The 26,198-nt window shown below is 58.4% G+C and carries 10 protein-coding genes and 1 pseudogene; 6 read left to right on the plus strand and 5 right to left on the minus strand.

The window, feature by feature from the left end; translation table 11 throughout:
- Positions 1-302: 302 nt before the first annotated feature.
- From O1722_RS12365 to O1722_RS12385, 5 genes are all read left to right on the plus strand, one after another.
- Complete coding sequence (locus O1722_RS12365; protein WP_032104107.1) at positions 303-926, plus strand: hypothetical protein; 624 nt, start codon at positions 303-305, stop codon at positions 924-926.
- A gap of 143 nt (positions 927-1,069) precedes the next feature.
- Positions 1,070-1,342: an ElaB/YgaM/YqjD family protein gene (locus tag O1722_RS12370; protein ID WP_003857263.1), complete on the plus strand. Its 273-nt coding sequence runs from the start codon at positions 1,070-1,072 to the stop codon at positions 1,340-1,342.
- Positions 1,343-1,529: 187 nt separating this feature from the next.
- Positions 1,530-1,769 (plus strand): regulatory protein YcgZ, encoded by a 240-nt coding sequence (gene ycgZ, locus O1722_RS12375; RefSeq protein ID WP_033487931.1) that lies wholly within the window; start codon positions 1,530-1,532, stop codon positions 1,767-1,769.
- A gap of 119 nt (positions 1,770-1,888) precedes the next feature.
- Positions 1,889-2,188 carry a hypothetical protein gene (locus O1722_RS12380; protein WP_032669919.1) on the plus strand — a complete coding sequence of 100 codons (300 nt, stop codon included), beginning with the start codon at positions 1,889-1,891 and terminating at the stop codon, positions 2,186-2,188.
- A gap of 23 nt (positions 2,189-2,211) precedes the next feature.
- Positions 2,212-2,490 carry a biofilm development regulator YmgB/AriR family protein gene (locus O1722_RS12385; protein ID WP_044596271.1) on the plus strand — a complete coding sequence of 93 codons (279 nt, stop codon included), beginning with the start codon at positions 2,212-2,214 and terminating at the stop codon, positions 2,488-2,490.
- Between the two features lie 84 nt (positions 2,491-2,574).
- On the opposite strand, the gene O1722_RS12390 is transcribed toward O1722_RS12385, so the two are convergent.
- Positions 2,575-4,032, minus strand: coding sequence for an EAL domain-containing protein (locus O1722_RS12390; RefSeq protein ID WP_033487930.1), 1,458 nt, complete (start codon positions 4,030-4,032; stop codon positions 2,575-2,577).
- Between the two features lie 285 nt (positions 4,033-4,317).
- Between O1722_RS12390 and O1722_RS12395 the strand changes: the two genes are divergently transcribed.
- Positions 4,318-5,202 (plus strand): hypothetical protein, encoded by an 885-nt coding sequence (locus O1722_RS12395; RefSeq protein ID WP_032655601.1) that lies wholly within the window; start codon positions 4,318-4,320, stop codon positions 5,200-5,202.
- A 33-nt stretch (positions 5,203-5,235) separates the two neighbouring features.
- Here the strand turns inward: O1722_RS12395 and O1722_RS12400 are convergent, their stop codons facing one another.
- From O1722_RS12400 to O1722_RS12415, 4 genes and pseudogenes are all read right to left on the minus strand, one after another.
- Positions 5,236-6,411: an HlyD family type I secretion periplasmic adaptor subunit gene (locus O1722_RS12400; RefSeq protein WP_032104109.1), complete on the minus strand. Its 1,176-nt coding sequence runs from the start codon at positions 6,409-6,411 to the stop codon at positions 5,236-5,238.
- Positions 6,408-8,573: a type I secretion system permease/ATPase gene (locus O1722_RS12405; protein ID WP_033487929.1), complete on the minus strand. Its 2,166-nt coding sequence runs from the start codon at positions 8,571-8,573 to the stop codon at positions 6,408-6,410. The genes O1722_RS12400 and O1722_RS12405 overlap by 4 nt, the downstream gene beginning before the upstream one ends.
- Before the next feature lie 176 nt (positions 8,574-8,749).
- Positions 8,750-25,420 carry an Ig-like domain-containing protein gene (locus O1722_RS12410; protein WP_479954639.1) on the minus strand — a complete coding sequence of 5,557 codons (16,671 nt, stop codon included), beginning with the start codon at positions 25,418-25,420 and terminating at the stop codon, positions 8,750-8,752.
- Positions 25,412-26,194: pseudogene (locus tag O1722_RS12415) on the minus strand (Ig-like domain-containing protein); the annotation flags it as partial. The pseudogene O1722_RS12415 and the gene O1722_RS12410, both read right to left, overlap by 9 nt.
- Positions 26,195-26,198 lie beyond the last annotated feature (4 nt).

Genomic DNA, 26,198 nt, shown 5'->3' on the forward strand with positions numbered 1-26,198 from the left:
AACGCTTTCTCTATTAGAGTTCGTTCTTAAAAAAACATCGACAAGATAGTTCCGCAGCTGTGTTTTCCACCTCTCGCTGGTCCCTCAATACCCTGACATCCCGTTGCCTGAAGGCACCCTCCGTAATGACAGCGCCGGCCTAAACAGCACAGACGAGGCTGACGATATTTACGCTTTCGTCTCGTCGTGACCAACCCTATTTAGCTCAAAATGTTAAAAATCCGCACTTATATGGCACAATGTGAACAGAAATAACATTCGCGTCACCTAACATATTCGCTACAAACAAAATGGTGGTGTTAATGATTGTACTAAAGAGCTTTTTATTCTTCGTTGGCGCGGCGGCCGCTTGCGCACTTATCGTACTGTGTCTTTGGGTTGATATGCGGTTTGTCGGCCATGATATTCCGGAATTATCACTGACCGAAATTATGCAGGAAACGGTATTAGCGACTATTGTCTTTCTCCATTTTCGTCTGGCGAAAATGGACGAATCCATGCGTTACTGTAATATTCTGGTGGGCGGATTTTTCCTGACAATGCTAATTCGTGAACTGGACGCGCTTTTTGATCTCATTTCTCATGGGAGTTGGGTGTGGTTCGCGCTGATTACGGCTCTGCTGGCGTTAATTCGCCCCGTTATGCATTTTCGCGCTACCCTGGAACAGCTGGCAAAATATACCCAATCCCCCTGGTACGGCATTCTGTTGAGCGGCCTGCTGGCTGTACTGGTCTTCTCCCGCCTCTTTGGAATGCAGGTGCTGTGGCACGACATCCTGGAGCATGGCTATATGCGTGTCGTGAAAAACGCCGTGGAGGAAGGTTCGGAATCATTCGGCTATATGCTGTGCCTGGCCGCATCCCTTGGCTATTACGTTACCTTTCGCACTCACGCACGGCAGAAACAGTCTCTTCGCGCTGCGTAGAGAACGACATTTTTTGGACGTTATGGTGATCATGTAAGAAAGACATGTCCTAAAAAGGGGCAATCTGCCGTCGATTTCAGCGAATTCTCGCTCACTCCTGCAATCAGCGTCTATCCTTAGACTACCAACAAAAGGAGGCTGGAATGTCTGATTTCGACACTGATAAAAATGCACAGTACGCTGGCGATAAAGCCAAAAACAAACTTGATGAATTATCCGGCTCTGCGCAGCAGCAGTTTGGTGAATTCGTTGATTCCCCTAAACACCAGGTGAAAGGTGCAGCGAAAAAATATGCTGCCCAGGCCAGTGATGCCGTCTCGGATGTCACTGAAGCCGTCAGAAACAATCCCTTAACGGGCTTAATCGCTGCGGGTGCGGTAGGTATCGTTCTGGGACTTCTGCTGGGACGTAAATAATTTCAGGCCCTTCGGGGCCTTTCCTTTTCCCCTCTTTCCTGCTCTTTCCCCCCCTATTATTGATAGTTTTCCTGACAAAAACACGATCCACGTGAAAAGTTGTACAATTTTAATGTACAGATTTGATCGAATAGTATAAATTCAATGCCACTGATGTTACAAAATTGTTTGTTAACGGTGGAAAATTATGCGTCGCAACCATGCTCCCTCTACAGCAGAAAGCGCTATCACCTTGTATTTTAACAAGGATAACGTCCCAACACAGCAGGAAACCCTTGGTGCTATCGTCAGTGAGATCATCAAAGAAAATGTACAACTGAGCAGAATGACAATCTGTACAAAGCTGTTGCGCAGAATTGAAGAGTCAACGTCTGACGTTGAGAAAGCGCACTATAACGCTCTGATAGCCCTCTTCTTCGAGCGTTAACCTGAACACTGTTTTTTTAACTTACTAAGTTAGTCATGCTGAGTGAGAATAGAGCTCCTGAATGCGATGACTAACCCCATGCTACAGCCTCCTGCGTGTAGCAGAGTGAGATTGAAGCTATGCATAGAACTAAATTTGAACGACTTAAGGATGACCTTATCGGTGAGGCCGTATTATCCATACTGAAAGAGAACGGACCTATTACCTTTGCGTCTCTTGCTGGTCGCCTGCGGGCGATGGCTAACGTTGAATCAAATGATGAACGCAAAAATGCATTGATTGCCGCTGAAGATGAAGTACGCCAGCGTGTAACCGGCGTATCGCACGACCGGGGAAGAGTGATGGGCGATTATGATATTGGGCGCATGCGCTCTCTCTTTACTCACAACACGCTTCTGACCCCAGACAAGAAACACTAATTTTAACCGAAACGGTGACCACCATGAGTAAAGCGATTATGCAGCAAACGTATAATTTTGAAGCCCTGCACGATAAAGGACTGGCGGAACATTTTCTTAATGCTGGAAAGCATCTCAGTGGTGAGGTTGAAGTGTTGGGATCGGCAATACGCTGTATTATGCTGACCGGTGACAATCTCTCAAATAAAGAGATTATCCTGCAACTGATTCACGCCCTCGAAATTACCGAGGAGCCCGAAGCCTGCGATGTCATTCGAAACACGCTTGAAATTGTTGTCGGTTTTACGCGCGATGATATCTGATAACAGATTATTGCCCTGGTGAGTGACTGTTTTTGCTGGTGGTCGAAGAGTTAAGTCTGTCGTACCACCAGTATAGTGAAGCCATTAACTAAATAGCCGTACCATTCGATCCAGCTCTTCTTCTTTAACCGCCCGGGAAAGATAATATCCCTGGAAGCGCTTAACCCCTAATGCGACAAGTTTTTCAAATTTTTCTTCGCTATCGACGCCTTCCGCAACGCATTCCCTTCCCGTCATGTCGCTGTATATCTGTATCGCTTTAATAATGCTATTGTCATTGTCGTTAGCAACAAAGTGCTCAACTATATCGCGGTCAAGCTTCAGTCCATCAAAATTAATCTGTCGGATGGGTAACATAGCGTAATCTCTGGAAAAGCAATCATCCAGAAACAGCCGACACCCCTCGGCGCGTAAACGCTGGAGAGTGACAGGAATATTTGGATCCTTTGTTACATCAATGGTTTCAGCTAATTCAAAGACAAGTTTCCCGGCCCACTGCGGCTTCAGTAACATTTCAACGGCTTTTTTCGCCATTCCCGGCAGCGCGTTCCCGGCAGCCAGTTGAGGAGGAATATTAACCGAAAAATAATATTTTCCATTGTATCTGTTGATACCTGACACGGCCGCGTGAATGACTAACGCCGTCAGCTTGAGCCAAATTTCGCCATTTTTTATCCCATCCAGAAATTGGCCTGGTTTCAGGACCTGACCGTTTTTATGCCAGCGCAGCAGAATTTCAAAGCCCACTCCTTTTTTATCGCCATCGGTAATAATTTGATAAGCCGCAAAGATTTCCCGCTTATGTAACGCCTGCAATATATTTATTTCTGCTTCCGAAAACCCCTGCGCTTTGTTCTTTACTGCACAGACCTCATCCCTTAAGACACGTGCATCGCTAAACCACACTCTGATAAGATATAATTTACCCAACCCCACTTTACGATGAGTATAAATGGTTTTATCTGACAAACCTAACCTCGCCGACTGCTCTTTTATCGAAATACCTCGATAAAAATTCAGCAATACGGTTAATTCACGTTTTGATAAACCATGCAGGCTTTCCTTACCTTCTTTCTCAGGTCCTTCACGCAATAAACGTGACGAATCGGCATGTACTTCAGAAATATTCTCTACACAATTCATTACCTCTGAAATATTCGCCACCCTGATCCTCGACAACGATCTGGTATTATTAACGAGACTTTTCAGCGTGGCATAAAGCCACCTTTCTGGTATTGCACCATACAGGGTCACGCTACAAATAACCGGCAGTGCATTCAGAACCGAGACCAACCGTTTCAGGCTTTCAAGAAAGGCAGTCACGTCGCGACCAAGAAAAACAGAAACTTCATGTTGTTGATTTTGCATCATTTTTTGCACATCACCTGAGCAAACTTCATCCTCTTCAAAATGGAGCCGCGTGGCGTTTACGCCACGAGACTTCAGAAGCAGGCTATACCCCTCGAAGGTGAAACCGCAGGCTGAAATAACGAATCGTTGCTTGTAGCAAGTACCTTGCATAAAAGGTAAGTTTTGAGACATAACCTGCTCCTGAGAATGTAAATATCATTCCCAAATGTGATTAAAGCCAATATTCTTTGTCGCATTGAATAATTTTACCGCACCCCATTTGGTTAATAAACCGTTATCAATGTTATGCACGGGAACATCTTTGCGTTAATCAACCCACTCATCCATATGCAGCATAAATATTACTTTCTTTTCATATAACGACAGTAAATATGCACTTCACAAGGTATAATGAAAATTCCGAAAAAGAAGACCAGACACTTCATCTTATCGGCCCAGACAAAAAGAGAAAATGCTATGGATAATCACATTTCATCCAGGGCTTTGCTACATCGAAGGGATGTTATTAAAAACAACCCGCGATTTGGTGAAGCTATAACAGAGCACTACAGAATCAATGATGCCATTTATAAAAAACAACCCTTGTTCTATAAAACGATGCTTCAGGAATCACGCTTCAACATAATACTGTCCATGTGTTGTTTTGTTTTTGGTAATCAGGCTGAGTCAGTTTCAGAGATAAAGGCACTGTGTACCCGCTATAATATCGCCAGCCCTAACAGTGTTATCGCGATCATCACCATACTTAAGACCACCGGGCGAATTAAGACCTGGCGCTGTACCGAAGATCGCCGAAAAACAAAAATCGCACCAACGGAAAAAGGACTGGATGAGCTGAAACGCTATATGTCCGGGGCGTTTACGCCTGTTAGCATTCTTTTTCCGACATTCAATATAAATGCTAACCTTCTGGACAATGATATTCTGAGGCACAACTTTTTCCGGCGCGCCGCAGAGTACCTTTTCCGCGGATTAACATTCAGGAAAGTGCTTCCGGAGGTGGGTTTATTTATTGATAAGGATGGTGGCCGAATGATTATGCTCTATCTCTATTTGCAGGCCATCAAAAACAAAACAGCACATGGTGCCATAATAGCGTATTCAGCCAGCACGCTGGCAAAAGAATTTTTCGTTTCGCGTATTCATGTTAAACGGATTATCAAATCGGCGCAGGAGGCAGGTTATCTTAAAGATCGCGGCGATGGCCGGATGTCGATTTATCCGGCCTTTATCGAGCTTGTCGAAAATTATGCCGGATTATATTTTGCGTATGTCACACATTACATCAATGTGGTACCAAAAGAACGACGCCATGTTGTCAACATGACGCCTACACTCTGATCTGACGGGCGTTCGGTTTGCTGAACGCCTTTTTTATCGCTCGCGCAGCGCCTCTTTTGCCTTATTCAACGGTTTCAGCAGATAATCAATGACGGATTTACTGCCGGTTTTGATATCAACCGTGGCTATCATGCCCGGGAACACCGGGAATTCCTTGCCCTGCCTGTTGGTCAGATGGTTACTGTCCGTACGGATATAAACGCGATAATAATAAACATCCCGTTTCACCTCGTCCTGAAGGGTATCCGGGGAAATCATCGTCACCTCCCCTTCCAGCCCGCCGTAGATGGAGTAATCATAGGCGGTGATTTTCACCAGCGCTTTTTGCCCGGGATGGATAAACGCGACATCGCGCGGCGAGATTTTCGCTTCTATCACCATCTGGTCATCAAGCGGTACCAGGCTCATCAGTTTGCCGTTCGGCGGGATCACCCCGCCCACCGTCGTCACGTCAATGTCCTTCACGATGCCACGCACCGGCGCATTAAACGTTAAGCGGGTGAGTGAATCTTCGCGTCCTTTCATGACCGAACGCTGCGCTTCCATTTCCGCGTTCGCTTTTGCCAGTTCTTCGCGGGCGCGAACGTAGTACTGGTTTTTCATTTCGGTGATTTTGCTCTCCAGCTCATTTTTTTGACGTTCAAGGCGTAAGACTTCGACCTTACTGGCCGCCCCCTGCGTCACCAGCGGGCGCGTTAATGCCAGTTCACGCTGCACGAGATCTGCTCCCTGGCGTAAACCCGCCAGCCCTTTTTCAAGGCTTTCGCGACGTGACTGATAAAGCGCCGTTTCCTGTTTGACCAACTCAACGTCGTCATCCAGCTCTGCCGGGAATGTCAGCCCGGTGTCGTTTACCTCAGCATTCAGACGCGCGGCCGTCGCCATCGCGGCGTTTAATCGAGACTCGCTCTCCAGCACGCTGGACTCGGTTTTCGTCCGGTCCAGTTGGGCAAGCTGTTGACCACGCTCGACGATATCGCCCTCGCGCACCATCAGACTGTGAATAATCCCTCCTTCAAGGGACTGGATCACCTGCTCGTGGGAGGACGGGATCACCTTGCCGCTACCCGTCGTGACCTCATCCAGCTGGAACAGGCTGGCCCAGGTAATAAAGACCACCAGCAGGGCAAACAGCGACCATGCCACCAGCGACGAACGCGGCAGGCGCGGCTCCTTGAGCCGGCTGTTAAAGCGGGAGAAATCATTCATGCCACGCCCTCCGTTTTCAGTTTAACCGTGCGCTGCGGCGCCTGCTGCGGGGCCATTCCGTGCTGGCGTAAAATGGCTTCACGAGGGCCATCCATCACCACTTTGCCGTTTTCCAGGACGATGATGCGGTCAACCAGGTCCAGAATCGGCAGACGATGCGTCGCCACCACCAGCGTCCGGCGCTTACCGAGCCACTGGTGCAGATGCTGGATAAACTGCTTCTCGCTGACCTCATCCAGCCAGGCGGTGGGTTCATCCAGCAGCAGAATATTCGGCGAGGTGATCAGCGCGCGCGCCAGCAGCAGCGCCTGACGTTGCCCGCCGGAAAGCCCCGTTCCGCCCTCATTGATGATGGTGTTCAGCCCCATTTTCTGCTTGCGCACAAACTCCAGCGCGCCGCTGTTGACCAGCGCCTGATGGATTTCCTCGTCTGTCGCCAGCGGATTACCCATCAGGATGTTGTCGCGTAAGGAGCCGAAGAACAGCCGCGCCTGCTGGCTGAGCAACTGCATGTCGCGGCGCACGTCGGCCGGGTCAAGATGATTGAGAGCAATATCGTCCAGCAAAATGCTGCCCTGCTGTGGCTCCTGCATTCCCGCCAGCAGATGCAGCAAGGTGCTTTTCCCCGAACCATTCCGCCCGAGCACCGCCACGCGCTCCCCGGCGCGAATGCGCAGTTTGCTGATATTCAGCACGGTAAGCTTCTCTTCTTCGTCGTAATAAAACCCGACGTCGTCCAGCCGATAATCACCGCGCAGATGGGCTTTATGCACTTTTTTGCCGTGCTGGGGATCGTCAATCGGGCGCTGCATCAGGTCATCCAGCCCCTTGCGGGCCACCTTTGCCGACTGCCAGCGGGAGAGCACGCCGGAAATCTGCGACAGGGGCGCAATGGTCCGGGACGCCAGAATCGAGGTGCCCACCAGCGCACCGGTGGTCATGTCGCCGCTGATAACCAGATAACACCCCACCAGCAGCACCACGGCGTAGACGATAGACTGCACCTCCTGAGTCCAGGTCAGCAGCAGCCCCGTCAGCCAGCGCTGCTTCATGCCGACGCTCGCGGCAACGTCATTGGTGTTATTCCACTGGTTCTGGAACCTCTGCTCGGCGCGCATTAGCTTGATGTCCTCAAGCCCCTGCACCGCTTCCACCAGCGTGGCGTTACGAATCGCCGATTCACGCATCCCTTCGCTGGAGAGTTTTCCCAGCGGGCGCTGCACCAGCAGGCCGGGAATGAGCAGCAGCGGTACGGCCAGCAGCACCACCAGCACCAGCGGGCCGCCAATCATCCACAGAATGAAGACGAACAGCAGGAAGAACGGCAGATCGGAGATAGCGGCAATGGTGGTGGAAGTGATCAGCTCCCGCACTGACTCCAGCTCGCGGATCTGGGCGATAAACGACCCGGTCGATTTCGACCGTGCGCCGTTTTTAATCCTCAGGGCGTGGGCAAACACGCGCTCGGAAATACGCAGGTCGGCGCGTTTCCCTACCACGTCCGAAATATGCACCCGCAGCATGCGCATGATGAATTCAAACACGATGGCGATCATCACACCGCCAAACAGCACCCACAGCGTGGCCTCCGACTGGGACGGCACCACCCTGTCATACACCTGCATGGAAAAGACCATGCCGGAGAGCGCCAGCACGTTGGCGACCAGCGCCACCAGCATTATGTCGCTGTAACGACGCCAGTCTTTCAGCGCCAGCTGCCAGAACCAGTTTTTCTCATAGGGTTTGATGTAATCATCCACGCGCGCATCCGGCGTGGACTCCAGGGGACGCAGCACCATCAGCCCCTTTAACCGCGAACCGAGTTCGTCGCGCGTCAGCGTCGTCTCCAGGCCCCCGTCGCCGCTAAACTGCACGCTGACGTTCCCTTCGTTGTCCATACGGTTGATGACCGCAATTTGCCCGCCGGTGAACTCCGCCAGCAGCGGTAAACGCCACGGATCGAGCGCTACGGCTCCCGCCGCCACCCAACGCATCCCCAGCCCAAGCTGGCGCGCCATCTCCTCCAGCACCAGCTGGCGTGGAGACTGGCTTTCATGGTTAATCGTGACCCGAACATGCTCCGCCGAAAAATCCAGCCGATAATATTTCGCGATGATGAGCATGCCCTGCAACCAGGGTTCGTACTGTGGATGTGTCTTCATAATGCTACGTCCTGTTCAGGGCGATGATTTCGCACTGAAATGATACCTTTCCGGGATGATTAGAAATCGAACACTGTCTAAACGAGCCCGCAAAATAATCTTGTGAAATATAGGGTTATGGCTATTCGTGTAAAGAAACGCAAAAGGCCGCGAGGATCGCTCCCCGCGGCGTTGTTTTACGCAATTAACAGTTGGTGATTGGCCAACAGCGTCGCCAGATCCGTCTGCACGCCGTTCAGCGTTACCAGCGTGGTGGGCGTGAACTGACCGCCCGTCCCGTCCAGGTCAACCTGGATCTCGGTGTTGCTGCCGTTTTGCACAACGCGGATGTAGTCGGCGATGTTGCCCGCGCTGCTGTCCAGCGTCGCCACGCCGTTCACGTAGCTCGCCGAGCCGGTGCCGGTATAGCCGCTGTCGGAAAGCAGGTCGCGCAGATCGATACGGTCCGTATCCGCCGTCCCTTCCCAGGTGCCGACGGTAAAGCCGTTCACCACATCGCTACCGTTGCCGCCCGTCGCGTCAGACGCGTTGATCAGCTTATAGAGCAACGTATCGTGACCGCCGCTGCCGATGTTGAAGGTGTCGTTCCCGCCCCGGCCTTCGAACTGGTTATCACCGCTGTTGCCGGTGATCACGTCGTCATAGTCGGAGCCGTTAATCCCTTCAATATTCAACAACCGCGTGGTACCGAATCCGGTGTCCTGCGCCGTTGAGAGGCGCAAATCAACGGTTATCCCAGAGGTGGCATTACGATAATCCACCACGTCCATGCCGCCGGTATTGCTCCAGGTGTCGTAGTCGGAATGGGTATTCCAGCCGCCGGAGCCGTTATAGGTATAGGTCCCATCCTCTGCGATAAAGGTGTCGTTATACCCGGTACCGGTGATGGTTCCGCTGTGGCCGCCGGTGGCCGCTTCGGCGGTGAGAACATAACCCTCTTTGCCGTTGCCCGCGTCCAGGCCGGTCCAGGTGACGTTATCCGAGACGCCGTTGGTGATCTTCACGATCTCCGCCGAGTAGGTTTCGTTCGGATCCAGCCCGTAGAAACTCACCAGCGCAGAGGTATCGTTCGAGCCAATGCCGGACTGAGCGTTGATGATCTGCGAGGCCACCAGCACGCCCGCAGCGTTATACAGATTGACCGTATTGCCGTAGTACGCGTTGATGCCTTCGCTATCGACAATGTGCAGATGCATCGCGGTACCGTCAGCGATCTCCGCATTGTTCTGCACCAGCACCACCTTACCGTTCTGCTGAGACACCAGCAGATCCTGCGCACCGTCCCAGTTGTAGTCCACCGCGGCGACACCGGTGACGTTGGCCAGCCCAGAAGCCAGCTGGCTTGAAGTCCAGGTTGAGCCGTAGCCGTTGTTGGTGAACAGGGTCGCCGTCTGTGAGCTGCCGTAGGTGCTGAGCTTGATGATGTCCATCTGCCCGTCACCGTTCCAGTCTACCGCCACCGACAGATAGCCCGCCGTGGCGTTAGAGGCTTCCACCGCGCTTTTGGTCGTGGAAAGCTGCCCGGTACCGTCGTTGTAGTAAATCACCCCGCCGTTGTTGTTGTAGCTGCTGCCGAGGTACAGATCCATGTAGCCATCGCCGTTAAAGTCCGCCCACGTCATGGAGGCCGCCGTGGTGGTATTCGAGGCGTTGGCCACAAACACGTTGGTCAGGTTCTGGCCAATGGAAAGCGTACCGTTCCCGTTGTTGTTAATCACGGTGAGCGAGTACGCCCCGCTGCGGTTGGTGTGCTGCACGATGTCCACGGTACCGTCGTTGTTCAGGTCGACGCCGGAGATTTCACGCCCGGAATCGAACTGGCCGTAGAATCCACCTTCCCCGCCGGTGCCGTCCGGCGACAGAACGCCGTTGGTATTCACCAGGTAGGTCAGGGAGTCCATACCGGCATCGCCGTACGCCAGATCAAGATAGCCATCGCCGGTTTTGTCGTAGGCAATTACGCCGCCGTACCAGATGGTGGTTCCCATCGCCAGCTGGCTGGCGGTGTAGCTGCTGCCATCGTAGGTCCACATCACCTGCGTAGAGCCCGCGTAGGTGTTCTCCGTCGCAAAGATATCCTGGGTGCCGTTACGGTCAAAGTCAGCTGCCGTCTGGCTCACCACATAGTAGCTACGGGTGTTAGTTAACGTATTCCCGGCATAGGTTGAATCATCGCTGCTGGAATAAGACTGTCCATTAGCAATGATATTCCACAGCCCGCTGCTGTTCATGCCGAGAGTCATGGTTGAGTTGTTGCTGTTCCCCGCAGTGGTCGCCCAGTCGGTATTCACCGAGGTGGTATCGATCACCAGGCTACCGGTTGCCGTACCGGTGGTGTTACCGTTGCCCGCGCTACTCTTCACCTGCGCGGTTACGTCGTAACTCGCCACACTCAGGGCATCGCTGTCCGGGATCTGTAGATACCAGGTATTGTGATCCGGGTCGACGACCACCGCACCGCCGGTCTGGGAGGTGTAGGTTTTCCCGTTCACCGTCACCACCAGATATTCACCGTTCACCAGGTCTGCGGAGACCGTACCGCTGACAATCGGCGTGGTATCCGAGGTGGTCTGGGCAGTAATCGCCGCGGTGGTGGTCGGGATGCTGGTATCGACGTTCAGCACAAAGCCATCCGATTCCGTGTAGTTACCGGCTTTGTCGGTGACGCGCAGAATGTAGGTGTGATTCCCGTCGAGCAGGCCGTTGTCCTGATAGGACCAGCTTGCGCTGCCGTTCATCGTGACCTGACCCAGCAAGATCCCGTCCCGGTAAAGCTGCACGATTTCGCCATCTTCCGGAGCGCGGTTAAGCGTACCGTTGATCAGCGGCGAGGTATCGTCCGTCGCGACTGATGCGCCGTACGTGCCTGTACGTTCACCTTCCCCGTCGGTATAGCTGACCACCGTTCCCACCGTGTCAGGCGGCGTGGTATCAACCGTTACCACCTGCGAAGAGGTTGAGCCGACGTTGCCCGCCTGGTCGATGATCCGCACCTGGTAGGTGTAATCCCCGTCCGCCAGATCGCGGGTATCCGTATAGCTCCAGCGCTGGTTAGTGACGGTAGTGTCAATCCAGGTATTACCGCCGTCGAGGCTGATCTGTACGCGCTCGTCGCTGGCCAGCGCGCTGCCCAACGAGCCGTTGATCGTCAGCGAGGTGTCCATGGTGATGAAATCACTCCCGGACTGCCCGGTATCTTCGCTGATGCTGTCAATGGTGATGCCGTACTGCGGCGCCTGGGTATCCACCGTCACGTCCTGCGTGGTGGTGGCCCCAACGTTGCCCGCCTGATCGACAACCCGCACCTGATAGCGGTAGTCGCCGTCGGCCAGGGTGCGGGTGTCGTTATAACTCCACCGGGTGCCGCTTACCGTGGCGTAAACCCAGGTGGTGCCGCCATCCATGCTCACCTGCACATACTCACCCGCCCCGAGTTCGGCCCCGAGCGTCCCGTTGAGCGTGTACGAGGTCGAACTGGTCAGGAAGTCGTTATTGTCGAAGCCGGTATCGACGGTGATGTTATCCACGGTCACCGTAATCGCCGCATCCGGCGCGACCGTATCGACCGTCACCTGCTGATGAGCGCTGGCACCTACGTTGCCTGCCGCATCCACTACGCGAACGTAGTAGTCATAGGTCTGGTTACCCAGCGTGCGGCCGTCCACGTAGTACCAGCTGTTGCCAGTGACGATCACGTTCTGCCAGGTGACCCCGCCGTCGATGCTGATCTGGGCATATTCGCCGTCGGCCAGCGTTGCGCCGAGCGAGCCGTGCAGCGTCAGGGAGGTATCATTGGTGATAAAGTCGCTGCTGCTCAGGCCGGTATCGTCGCTGATGCTGTCGATAGCGATCGTTTTGCTGGCGTCCGGCGCGACGGTATCAATGGTCACCACCTGGCTGGTAGTGGCGCTGATATTCCCCGCGTCGTCAATCACCCGCAGCTGATAGTTGTAGTCTCCGTCGGCCAGCGTGCGGCCGTCAACGTAGGTCCAGCTCAGGCCGCTGACGCTCACGTCAGTCCAGGTTGCGCCACCGTCGAGGCTGATCTGAGCGTGGTCGCCGCTGCCCAGGGCCGCGCCGAGCGTCCCTTTCAGGCTGATCTGGTTGTCGCTGGTAATAAAGTCGCTGTCGGACAGGCCGGTATCCTGCGAGACGGAATCCACGGTAATAGTCGCCGCCGCAGGCTTCGTCAGATCGATTACCACGTCCTGGCTGTCCGTTGCCCCAACGTTGCCTGCATTGTCGATCACGCGCACCTGGTACTGGTACGTACCGTCGGTCAGGGTACGGCCATCGGTGTAGCGCCAGGTGGTGCCGGTGACGGTCAGGTCAATCCAGGTGGTACCGCCGTCAAGGCTGATCTGCGCCTTCTCGTTATTGCCGAGCTGCGCGGTCAGGGAACCATTCACCACCACCTGGCTGTCGTTGGTGATGAAGTCATTCGCGCTGAGGCCGGTATCGTTTTGCAGGGAATCAATGCTGATCCCCATCGACGGTGCGGTGAGATCCACGGTAACGGTATGGTTATCGCTGGCGCTGTTGCCGATGTCGTTGCTCACCTGCGCGTTAATCACGTACGAACCGCCGTCCGCCAGCGCGGTCACGTCTGCGCTGCCGACCGTATAGCTCCAGGTGCCGTCATTTTGAACGGTAGCCGTGTAGGTTTTACCGTTAAGCGTAATGGTCACCGTCTGGCCCGTTGGCGCATCGGTGGTGCCGCTGATAACCAGCGGCGTGCCGTGCTCGGCGGCGTTGACGATATCATCCTGCGCAAAGGTGTTAATGGCGATGGTCGGCACGTCACCGTTCAGCGTCACGTCGTGCGTTGCGCTGCCCGGGTTACCTGCCTTATCGCTCACCGTAGCCGTAATGGTGTAATCCCCGTCGCTCAGTCCGAGGAAGTCGCGTCCCGGCACGAAGACGGACCAGGAGCCATTCGCCGCCACGGTCGCCTGATAGCTGTGGCCGTTGAAGGAGACGGTCACCGTCTGGCCCTGCTCCGCGGTGGTGGTCCCGCTGATGGTCTGTCCCGCCAGCTGCTCGGCGTCGTTGACGATATCGTCATCGGCCACGGTGCTGATGGTCACGGCTGGCGCGACGGTATCGACCGTTAAGGTATGCGTCGTCTGGCCGTTATTACCCGCCTTGTCGTTCACCGACGCGGTGACCGTCAGCGCGCCTTCGCTCAGGTTGGCAAGATCGGCGGCCGGGACGTCGAGCGTCCAGGTGCCGTCGTTTGCCACAAGCGCAGTGTAGGTTTTCCCGCCCAGCGTGACGGTCACCGTCTGGCCTGCTTCCGCGCTGGAAGAGCCGTGTACGGTGAGCGGCTGCTGGGCTTCCGCCGCATTCAGCACATCGTCGCCCGACAACGTGTTCACGCTAATCACCGGCGCGGTGGTGTCCACGCTGATGGTGTGCGTCGCCGAGGCGCTGTTCCCGGCGCTGTCCTGCGCCGAAACAGAAACCTGGTAGCTCGCGCCGTCGGCCAGGGTGCCCACGTCGGCGGCCGGTACGGTGGTTGCCCAGGAGCCATCGCTCTGGATAGTGGCCGTATAGCTCTTACCATTCAGGGTGATAGTGACCTGCGTACCGCTGGCGAACTGCGCGCTGGAGCCGTTGATGACCAGCGACGCCCCCGCTTCTGCCGCATTGATCACGTCATCGCCGCTGAGGGTGTTGACGGTCAGCGCGACCGATGCGGTATTTACCACCACGTCATGGGTCTGGGTGCTGCTGTTGCCCGCGCTGTCGGTGATTGTCGCGCTGAGGGTCACGGTGCCGTCGGTCAGGGCAGAAATGTCGCTGGCAGGAACGCCCACGCTCCATTTGCCACTGGCGTCAACGGTGGTGGTGTACTGGTTCGAACCTATCGTGATGACCAGCTTATCGCCGACGCTGGCGCCGGTTGCGGTGCCGCTGACGACCTGCGCCTGCCCGTGCTCAACGCTGTTGATGACGTCATCGCCCGCCACGACGTTAAAGCTGACGGTCGGCGGCGTGGTATCGAGCGTAATCGCTTTGCCCGCGCTGCCCGAGTTACCCGCGGCGTCACTCACGCTCACCTGCACGGTGTAGCCGTTATCCGCCAGAGTGGACAGATCGGCGGCCGGCACGTTAATGCTCCAGACGCCGCCCTGCTGAACCTGTGCGGTATAGCTGTTTCCACCGAGGTTAACGGTTACCGTCTGACCGACTTCAGCCGTGGTGGTGCCGGAAATGGCCACGCCCGCAGCCGCTTCGCTGCCGTTGATCACGTTGTCGCCGGCTACCGTGTCAATGGTCACGGTTGGCGCCGTGGCATCGACGCTGTACTCCCGGCCCGCAGACGCGCTGTTGCCGTTCACATTGGTCACGCTCACCTGCACGCTGGCGTCGCCGTCTTTCAGACCCGCAAGATCCGAGGAAGGCACGGTGGCCGTCCAGTTGCCGTCGGCATCGACTTTGGCGGTGTAAGACTTGCCGCCAAAGGTGATGGTCACGGTCTGGTTCTCTTCCACATTGGAGGTGCTGCCGGAAAGCACCAGATCCGCACCTTTCTCCGCCGCGTTAATCACGTCGTCGGTGGCGATGGCATCAATGCTGATCGCCACGGCTGCCAAATCGACGGTGACGTCGTGGCTGATAGAGACCGGATTGCCCGCCGCGCTCTGGCCTGCAACGGTCACGGTAACCGTGCCCGCAGCCAGGGCCCCGACGTCTGCTGCCGGGATCGCCGCGCTCCAGGTACCGTCTGCCAGCACGGAGGCCGCATAGGTTTTGCCATTGACGGTCACGGTGAGCGTAGTGCCTGCCGCCAGTCCGTCGCTGGAGCCGGTGACAATCAGGTTCTGTCCATGCTCGATGCTGTTAATCACATCGTCGCCCGCGACGGTATCCACGCGCAGGCCCGGCAGGCTGGCGTCTATAACGATTTCGCGCTCGCCCGCGCCGGTGTTACCGTGGCCGTTGGTGACGGTCGCCGACACGGTCAACTCGCCGTTGCCCAGCGCGGTGAGGACCGTTTCCGGCACGTTCACGGACCATGTGAGATCGCTCTGCACCGTTGCGGTGTAGCTGTTGCCGCCGATAGTCACGGTTACCGTGTTGCCCGCTTCCGCTTCCGCGTTCGCCACTTTGCCGCTGATGGTCTGGCCTGCGGCCACTTCCGCCGCGTTGATGACGTTGTCGCCCGCCACGGTGTTGATGGTGACGGTCGGCAGCGCGGTGTCGACCAGCAGGTTCGCCGTATTGCTGACGCTATTGCCCACGCCGTTGGTGGCGGCGGCGCTCAGGGTATAGTTCGCTTCGCCCAGACCCGCCAGATCCGCTGCCGGAACGGTCAGGCTCCAGGTACCGTCCGACGCCGTCGTGGCCGCGTAGTTTTTACCGTTAAGGGTCACGGTCACCACGGTGCCTTCCGCCAGGTTGGCGCTGGTGCCGTTGACGCTCAGATCCTGCCCTTTTTCTACCGCGTTCAGGACGTTGTCATCGCTGATGGCGTTGAAGCTGACCGACGGCAGACCGGTATCGACGGTCACATTATGCGTGCCGCTGCCGGTATTGCCCGCCGCGTCGGTGACTGACGCAGTGACGGTCACGCTGCCGTCGCTGAGGCCTGAAATCACATTCGCCGGAACGCCCACGCTCCAGTTACCCGCCGCATCCAGCACGGTGGTGTACGACTGGCCGCCGATGGTGACGGTGACGGTGTCGCCCGCCGCCGCGCCGGTCGCGGAGCCGCTGATAATTTGCGCCTGATTGTGTTCAGCCACGTTAATCACATCGTCACCTGCAACGGTGTGGATGGTCACCGCAGGTACGGTGACGTCCACCGTCAGGGTGTGGTCAACCGACGCCGGGTTACCCGCCTTGTCGCTGACTGAGGCGGTGACCGTCACGCTGCCGTCGGTTAATCCTGCCAGATCCGCCGCCGGAACGTTCAGCGTCCAGCTGCCGTTCGCGCTGACGGTTGTGGTGTAATCTTTGCCGTTCAGCGATACGGTCAGCGTCTGGCCTGCTTCGGCGGTACTGGTGCCGGAGATTGCCAGGTCTGACTGAGCTTCCGTGGCGTTCAGGATATCGTCGGTGGCAATCGTGTTGATGGTCACGGACGGCGCGGTAGCATCCACGCTGTACTCACGGCCCGCCGAGGCGCTGTTGCCGTTCACGTTGGTGACGCTCACCTGCACGCTGGCGTCGCCATCCTTCAGGCCAGCCAGATCCGCTGACGGCACGGTATAAGTCCAGTTGCCGCTGTCGTCCACGGTGGTGGTGTAGATCCTGCCGTTCAGACTGATGGTCACGGTCTGCCCGGCTTCCACGTTGGTGGTCACACCGGACAGCACCAGATCCGCGCCCTTCTCCGCCGCGTTAATCACGTCGTCGGTGGCAAGCGCATTGATGCTGATGGCAACGGTAGCCAGATCCACGGTCACGTCGTGGCTGATGGTGATCGGATTACCCGCCGCGCTGTCACCGGTAACGCTGATTTTCACGGTGCCTTCCGGCCACGCGCTCACGTCGGTGGACGGGATCGCCGCGCTCCAGGTGCCGTCTGCCAGTACCGTTGCCGCGTAATCTTTACCGTTGACGGTAACCGTCAGCGCCGTGCCCGGCGCCAGCCCGTCGCTGGAGCCTGAAACAATCAGGTTCTGCGCGTGCTCGATGGTGTTGACCACGTCGTCACCCGCCACGGTATTCACGCGCAGGCCCGGCAGGTTAGCGTCGATAGCGATCTCGCGTTCGCCGGTGCCGGTGTTGCCGTGGCCGTTGGTGACGGTCGCCGTCACGCTCAGGCTGCCGTTGCCGAGTGCGGTCAGCACGTCAGACGGCACGTTGACGGACCAGGACAGATTATTCTGCACCGTTGCGGTGTAGCTGTGGCCGCCGATAGTCACGGTCACGGTGTTGCCCGCTTCGGCATTCGCCACGGTGCCGCTCAGTGTCTGGCCTGCCGCCACTTCCGCCGCGTTGATGACGTTGTCCCCCGCCACGGTGTTGATGGTAACGGTTGGCAGCGCGGTGTCGACAAGCAGGTTCGCAGAACTGCTCACGCTGTTGCCAACGCCGTTGGTGGCCGTCGCGTTCAGGGTGTAACTGGCCTGACCGAGACCGGCCAGATCCGCAGCCGGAACCGTCAGGCTCCAGGTGCCGTCTGCCGCAGTTGTCGCCGTGTAGTTTTTACCGTTCAGGGTCACGGTAACCACGGTGCCTTCCGCCAGGTTGGCGCTGGTGCCGCTGACGCTCAGATCCTGGCCTTTTTCAACGGCGTTCAGGACGTTGTCATCGCTGATGGCGTTGAAGCTGACCGACGGCAGACCGGTATCGACGGTCACATTATGCGTGCCGCTGCCGGTATTGCCCGCCGCGTCGGTGACTGACGCAGTGACGGTCACGCTGCCGTCGCTGAGGCCGGAAATGACGCTGGCCGGAACGCCCACGCTCCAGTTACCCGCCGCATCCAGCACGGTGGTATAAGTCTGGCCGCCGATCGTGACGGTGACCTTATCGCCCGCCGCCGCGCCGGTGGCGGAGCCGCTGATAATCTGCGCCTGATTGTGTTCAGCCACGTTAATCACGTCGTCGCCTGCCACGGTGTGGATGGTCACTGCCGGAACGGTGACGTCCACCGTCAGGGTGTGGTCCACCGACGCCGGGTTACCCGCCTTGTCGCTGACGGCCGCGGTCACGGTGACGCTGCCGTCGGTTAATCCTGCAAGGTCAGCTGCCGGCACGTTCAGCGTCCAGCTGCCGTTCGCGCTGACGGTTGTGGTGTAATCTTTGCCGTTCAGCGATACGGTCACCGTCTGGCCTGCTTCGGCGGTGCTGGTGCCAGAGGTTGCCAGGTCGGACTGCGCTTCTGAGGCGTTCAGGATATCGTCGGTGGCAATCGTGTTGATGGTCACGGACGGCGCGGTAGCATCCACGCTGTACTCGCGTCCCGCAGACGCGCTGTTGCCGTTCACGTTGGTGACGCTTACCTGCACGCTGGCGTCGCCGTCTTTCAGACCGGTCAGATCCGCAGTCGGCACCGTGGCGGTCCATTTACCCTCAGCGTCCACCGTGGCGGTGTAGTTCTTGCCGCCGAAGGTGATGGTGACGATCTGGTTTTCTTCGACGTTCGAGGTGGTGCCGGAGAGCACCAGATCCGCCCCCCTCTCGGCGGCGTTGATCACGTCATCGGAAGCGATGGCGTCAATGCTGATGGCGACGTTTGCCAGATCCACCGTCACATCATGGTTGATAGTCACCGGATTGCCCGCGCTGCTCTGGCCTTCAACGTTCACGGTGACCGTGCCTGCGGCAAGGGCACTCACGTCCGCAGAAGGGATCGCCGCGCTCCAGGTGCCGTCTGCCAGCACGGTAGCCGGATAGGTTTTACCGTTTACGGTGACGGTCAGCGCTGTGCCCGCCGTCAGGCCGTCGCTTGAACCCGTGATAATCAGATTCTGCCCGTGTTCGATGCTGTTAATCACGTCATCGCCCGCTACGGTGTCCACGCGCAGGCCCGGCAGATTCGCATCGATAGTGATATCGCGCTCGCCGCTGCCGCTGTTGCCCACGCCGTTCGTGACGCTGGCGGTCACGGTCAGATCGCCATTGCCCAGCGCGGTGAGCACAGAATCCGGTACGCTGACGGACCAGGTGAGATTGTCCTGTACCGTTGCGGTGTAGCTGTGGCCGCCAACAGACACAGTCACGGTGTTGCCCGCTTCGGCATTCACCACTGTGCCGCTAATGGTCTGGCCGGTTGCCAGCTCCGCTGCGTTGATCACGTCGTCGCCCGCCACGGTGTTGATGATGACGCCAGGCAGCACGGATTCCACGTTCACGGTGTGCGAGGTGCTGGAGCTGTTGCCGACGCTGTCCGTCGCGGAGGCCGACACGGTGTAAAGCGCTTCACCCAGTTGCCCCACCTCGCTCGCCGGAACGGTTGTGGTCCATTGGCCATTGGTGTCCACCGTGGCGCTGTACGCTTTGCCGTTGAGCATCACGGTGACCACCGCGCCCGCTGCCAGCCCGGAAGCCGTACCTGTGATGGTCAGATCCTGCGTTTTCTCGCTGCTGTTGATCACATCGTCACCGGACACGGTGTCAATGGTCAGCACCGGCGCGGTGAGGTTGACTTCAACCTCGTGCGTTGTGCTGTTGCTGTTTCCGGCTTTATCGGTCAGCGCCGCGGTGATGGTGTAATCCCCGGCGGCCAGGGCACTCACGTCCGCCGCAGGCACGCCCACGCTCCACCTGCCGGAAGTGTCCAGGGTCGCGGTGTAATCTTTGTTATTGATGGTGACGGTCACCACGTCGCCCGCCGCCGCACCGGTCACGGAACCGGTGACAATCAGCGCCTGCGCGTGCTCGGCGCTGTTGATCACGTCGTCGTCGGAAACGGTGTTAATGGTCAGCTGTGGCACCGTGGTATCCACCAGCACATCGCGGTCCGCCGAGGCCGGGTTACCCGCCTTATCCGCGACGGCTGCCGTGATGGTGTAATCGCCGTCGGTAATCGCGCCGATATCCGCAGACGGTACGGTGACGCTCCAGCTGCCGTTCGCCTGTACGGTGGTGGTGTAGTCCACGCCGTTCAGCGTCACGGTCACGGTCTGGCCCGCTTCGGCGTTGGAGACACCGTTAACGACCAGATCCTGCTGCGCTTCGGCCGCGTTGATGATGTTGTTGTCGCTGACGATCTCGATGGACACCGTCGGCGCGGTGGCGTCCACGTTGTATTCGCGGCCCGCCGAGGCGCTGTTGCCGTTCACGTTGGTGACGCTGACCTGCACGCTGGCGTCGCCGTCTTTGAGTCCGCCCAAATCGGCAGACGGTACGGTCGCCGTCCAGTTGCCGCTGGCATCCACCGTCGCGGTGTACAACTTGCCGCCGAAGGTGATGGTAACGGTCTGGTTTTCTTCCACGTTGGTGGTCGAGCCAGACAGCACCAGGTCCGCGCCTTTCTCAGCCGCGTTGATTACGTCGTCAGAGGCAATCGGATTAATGCTGATGGCGACTGCCGCCAGATCCACTTTCACGTCGTGGCTGATGGAAACCGGGTTACCCGCCGCGCTCTGGCCGTCAACGGTCACGGTGATCGTGCCTGCGCTCAGCGCGCCGACGTCCGCCGCCGGAATAGCCGCCGTCCAGGTGCCGTCCGCCAGCACGGTTGCCGCGTAGGTTTTGCCGTTGACGGTGACCGTCAGCGCCGATCCGCTCGCCAGCCCGTCGCTGGAGCCGGTGATAATCAGGTTTTGACCATGTTCGATGCTGTTGATCACATCGTCGCCTGCTACGGTATCCACGCGCAGGCCCGGCAGGCTGGCATCAATCGTGATGTCGCGTTCGCCGGTGCCGGTGTTGCCGTGGCCGTTGGTCACGCTCGCTGTTACGGTCAGATCGCCGTTACCGATAGCGGTTAAGACGTCAGACGCCACGTTAACCGACCAGCTCAGGTCGTCCTGAACCGTCGCGGTATAGGTGTTGCCCCCGATACCGATCGTGACAGTGTCACCGCTCGCCGCGCCGCTCACTTTCCCGCTCAGGGTTTGTCCGGAAGCCACTTCCGCCGCGTTAATCACGTCGTCGGTGGCAACCGCATTAATGGTGACCTGCGGCAGCGCGCTGTCGACCAGCACGCTATGGCTGGTATTCGCGCTATTACCCGCGGTATCGGTCACGCTGGCCGTCACGCTGTAGCTTGCTTCGCCCAGTACCGAGACGTTTGCCGCCGGAACGGTGACGCTCCAGTTACCGCTGGCATCGGTGGTGGCGGCGTAACTGATACCGTTCAGGGTTACGGTGATGCGGGTCCCGTCCGGCTGGTTGCTGGTGCCGGAGATCAACAGGTCCTGGCCTTTTTCGGTCGCGTTGATCACGTCGTCAACCGCCAGGGTATTGATGGCAATCACCGGCGCGGTCAGGGAGACGTCAAACGCGTGCGTCGCGCTGGTGCTGTTGCCCGCTTTATCGGTGAGTGTCGCGGAGATCGTCTGATCGCCGTTAGCCAGCGCGCCCACGTCCGTCGCCGGAACGCCCACGCTCCAGTTGCCGGACGCATCCAGCATCGCGGTGTAGTCTTTCCCGTTCAGGGTCAGGGTAATCACATCGCCCGCCTGCGCGCCCGTCACCTTGCCGGTGACAATCAGCGCCTGGCCGTGCTCGGCAATATTAACAATGTCGTCGCCCGCCACAATGTTGAAGATAATCTGCGGCACGGTAGTGTCGACCAGCACGGACGCCCCCGCGCTGGCCGGGTTGCCCGCTTTATCGGACACGGTCACCGTGACCGCCGCGCTGCCGTCGGCGATCCCCGCCAGATCCGCCGCCGGAACGTCCAGCGTCCAGCTGCCGTTCGCCTGCACCTGGGCGGTGTACTGATTGCCGTTGAAGGTCACGGTGACCGTCTGGCCTGCTTCGGCAGTAGACGTCCCGCTCAGGGTCAGATCCTGCGCCGCCTCTGCCGCATTCAGCATGTTGTCGCCGCTGATGGTGTTGATGGTGACCGCTGGCGCGGCGGTATCGACGCTGAATGCCTGCGAGGAAGAGGCCGCGTTGCCGTTCACGTTGGTGACGCTGACCTGTACGCTGGCGTCGCCGTCCTTCAGGCCGCTCAGATCGGCAGCCGGTACGGTGCAGGTCCAGTCGCCGTTGGCATCGACCGTCGTGGTCCAGGTTTTACCCGCAAAGATAATGGTAACGGTCTGGCCCGCTTCAACGTTCGAGGAGGAGCCGGACAGCACCAGATCCTGGCCTTTTTCTGCCGCGTTAAGCACGTTGTCGTCCGTCACGCTGTTGATGCTTATCGCCACCGGGGCGAGATCGACATCCACAACGGTACCGATATTCACCGGGTTGCCGGAGGTATCCTGCGCGCTGGCGCTGATGGTGAGCGACCCGTCCGCCCACCGGGAGACATCGGCAGCCGGAACCGCAGCCTGCCAGGTGCCATCCGCCAGTACCGAGGCGGAATAACTCTTGCCGTTGATGGTCACGGTGACGGTGCTACCCGCCGCCAGGTCGGTGCTGGTGCCGGAGATAACCAGGTTCTGCGCGTGTTCAATAACGTTAATGACGTCGTCACCGGCGACGGTATCAATGCGCAGGCCGGGCAGCTGCGCGTCAATGGTGACATCCAGGGAAGACGATCCGGTATTGCCGTGCGCGTTCGTCACGCTGGCCGATACGGTCAGGTCGCCGTTGCCGAGCGCGGTTAACTGACTCTGGGTTAACGGCAGGCTCCAGGTGAGATCGTCCTGTACGGTGGCCGTGTATGTCTGCCCGCCGAGGATAATCGTGACGGTATCGCCCGATGCCGCGTTAGAAACCTTTCCGGTCAGGGTTTGCCCTGCGGCCACTTCCGCCGCGTTGACGATATTGTCGCCCGCGAGGGTGTTGATGGTGACCACCGGCAGCGAGCTGTCCACCAGCACATCGTGCGTGGCAGCGGCGCTGTTGCCCACATTATCGGTGACGCTCGCCGTCACGGTGTAATTGGCTTCACCCAGCGCGCTCACCGCAGAGGCGGGGACGGTAACGCTCCAGTTGCCGCTGGCGTCGGTGGTGGCGGTGTAGTTGATACCGTTCAGATTAACGGTGATGGTGGTTCCTTCCGGCTGGTTGCTGGTACCGGAAAGCAGCAGATCTTCGCCCTTCTCTGCCGCATTGATCACGTCATCCGCGGCCAGCGTGTTAATACCGATAACGGGCGTCACAGTATTGACCACCACATCCACTGAACTGCTGCCGGTGTTGCCGGATTGGTCGGTCACGGAGACGTTAATGGTCCAGGTGCCGTCCGTCAGCCCCTGAACGACGGACGCAGGCAGGCCGAGGCTCCAGTTGCCTGCCGCATCCACCACGGTGGTGTAGTCCACGTTATTGATGGTGATGGTGACCAAATCGCCCGCCGCCGCGCCGGTGACGGAGCCGCTCAGGATCTGCGCCTGAGCATGGGCCAGCTGGTTAACGGTGTTGGTGTCGGTGACGAAATCGTTGATGGTTACCTGCGGCACGGTGGCATCCACCAGCCCAACGCGGTCCGCGCTGCTGCTGTTGCCCGCCACGTCACTGACGGTGGCCGTCACGGTGACATTGCCATCGGTCAGCGCGCCTACGTCGGCGGCAGGCACGTTCAGCTGCCAGCGACCGTCCGCCTGTACCGTGGTCTGGTAAGATTTACCGTTCAGCGTCACGGTGACCGTCTGGCCCGCTTCAGCGGTTGTGCTGCCGCTGAGCACCAGATCCTGCTGCGCTTCTGCCGCATTAATGATGTTGTCGTCGGTCAGGTTATCAAGCGTAATGGCTGGCGGCTGCGTATCGACGATCACCACGCGTGAGGCGTCCGCGCTGTTGCCGTTGACGTTAGTCACGCTGACGCTCACCTGCGCACGCCCGTCGATCAGCGTTTCCATCGCGCTCGCCGGAACGGTCAGGCGCCAGGAGCCGTCCTGCTGCACCTGTGCAGTAAAGGTTTGATCCGCGAATTTCACCACCACGGTCTGCCCGGCCTCCACGCCCTGCGTCTGACCAGAAAGCGTGACATCCGCGCCTTTTTCCGCCGCGTTGAGCATATCGTCAGTGGTTACGGTATCGATGGTGACGGCCACCGCATTCAGGTCAAGCTCGATCGGGTGTTCAGCCGCCACGGTGTTGCCCCAGGCATCTTCCGCGCTGACGCTGACGGTCATGCCTCCCGCCGTCCATGCCTGAAGGTCCGCCGCCGGCACGCCAATCTGCCAGTTGCCGCTGGCGTTAACCGTGGTGACGTATTCGACATTATTGATGGTAACGGTGATCTGTGTGCCTTCGGCCAGATGAGTGCTGGAGCCGGTTACGGCCAGATCCTGCTGCTGCTCGATGGCGTTAATCACGTCATCGCCAGAGATCGTGTTCACGCGCAGGCCCGGCAGTTCGGCGTTGATGTTGATATCACGTTCGCCGGTGCCGGTATTGCCGTGCGCATTGGTGACAGAGGCGCTGAAGGTTAAATCGCCGTCGCCAAACGCCTGGAGGTCGGCCGATGGGATCGTCACGCTCCATTTGAGGTCGCTGCCAACCGTCGCGGTGTAGCTCTTGCCGCCCACGGTGACAGAGACGGTATCGCCCGCCGCCGCGCCGGTGACGCGTCCACTGAGGGTTTGGTCAACCGCCGCTTCGGCGTTATTGACCAGGTTATCCCCGGCAAAGGTGTTGACGATCACCTGCGGCAGCACGGTGTCTACCAGCAGATTCGCCTCGGCGGAGCCGCTGTTACCCACGCTGTCGGTGCCGCTGACGCTGACGGTGTAAAGGGTATTCGCCAGATCCAGCACGTCGGAAACCGGCACCTGAACGGACCAGCGACCGTTCTCAACGGTGGCCTGATAGTTAACGTTGTTCAGCGTCACGGTGACAGCGCTGCCGTTCGGCAGATTACTGGTCCCGCTCAGGCTCAGGGGCTGCATGGCCTCCTGCGCATTCAGGACGTTATCCTGGCTGATGGGGTCAAGGGTAAATTCCGGCGGGTTGCCGCTCAGCGTAATGCCGTGCGTCGCGCTGCCGGTGTTGCCCGCCGCATCGGTCACGGAGACCGAAATGCTGTGGCTACCTTCCCCCAGCGCGCCAATGACGGAGGCAGGCACGCCGACGCTCCAGCTGCCGTCCGCCTGGACGGCACCGGTAAAGGTCTTGCCGCCAACGGTCACGGTGACAATGTCGCCCTCCGCCGCGCCGTTCGCCTGGCCGGAAATAATCTGCGCCTGCCCCTGCTCGCTGGTGTTCAGAATGTCGTCGCCCGCGACGGTGTTGATAGTGACCACTGGAGCTGCGGTATCGACCGTGAAATCGGCGGTGACGGAAGACCCGTTACCCGCTTTGTCGCTGACGTTTACCGTCAGGGTGTGCTCGCCGTTAGCCAGCGCCTGTACTTCACTGGCCGGAAGCGTAACGGACCAGCTGCCGTCGCTGCCCACGGTCGCCGTGTGATTTTTGCCGTTCAGCGTGACCGTCACAATCTGGCCCGCTTCCGCATCGGTTTTCCCGGTCAGCGTCAGCGGCTGATTATGTTCAGCCGCGTTGATGATGTTGTCCTGGGCGATCGTGTCGACAGAGATCACTGGCGAGGCGGTATCGACGCCAATCGTCTGGCTGCCGGACACGGTGTTGCCCGCCGCGTCTTTACCGCTGACGTTGACCGTCCAGGTACCATCGCCCAGCGCCTGTGCGTCGGCAGCAGGCACCTTCACGCTCCATGCGCCGTTTGCCCCCACTTCTGCGGTATAGGTTTTACCGTTGAGCGTGACGGTAAGCGCCGTTCCCTGCGCCAGGTTTTTGCTGGTGCCGGACAGCGTAAAGCCAGCGGACTGCTCGCTGGCGTTGATCACGTTATCGCCCGCTGTGGTGGCGAGCGTCACGCTGGTATCCGCTGTAGAAACGGTTACGGTAATACTGCCCGCAGAGGTCGTTTTACTGCCGTCGATCTGTACGACGGACCAGGTATGTTCCCCGTCCGCCTGGGTCGGGAGTGTTACCGTCCAGGTGCCGTCCTTCGCAACCATGGTGCTGGCGATGGTGCTGCCGTTGCCGTCTTTAACCTGAATGGTCGCGCCCGGCTGCCCGGTACCGCTGAAGGTGGGGGTGTTGTCATCCGTGATCTCTTTTGCACTCAGCACGCCC

This window comes from Enterobacter cloacae complex sp. HYC003_NIDB, from assembly GCF_056673375.1.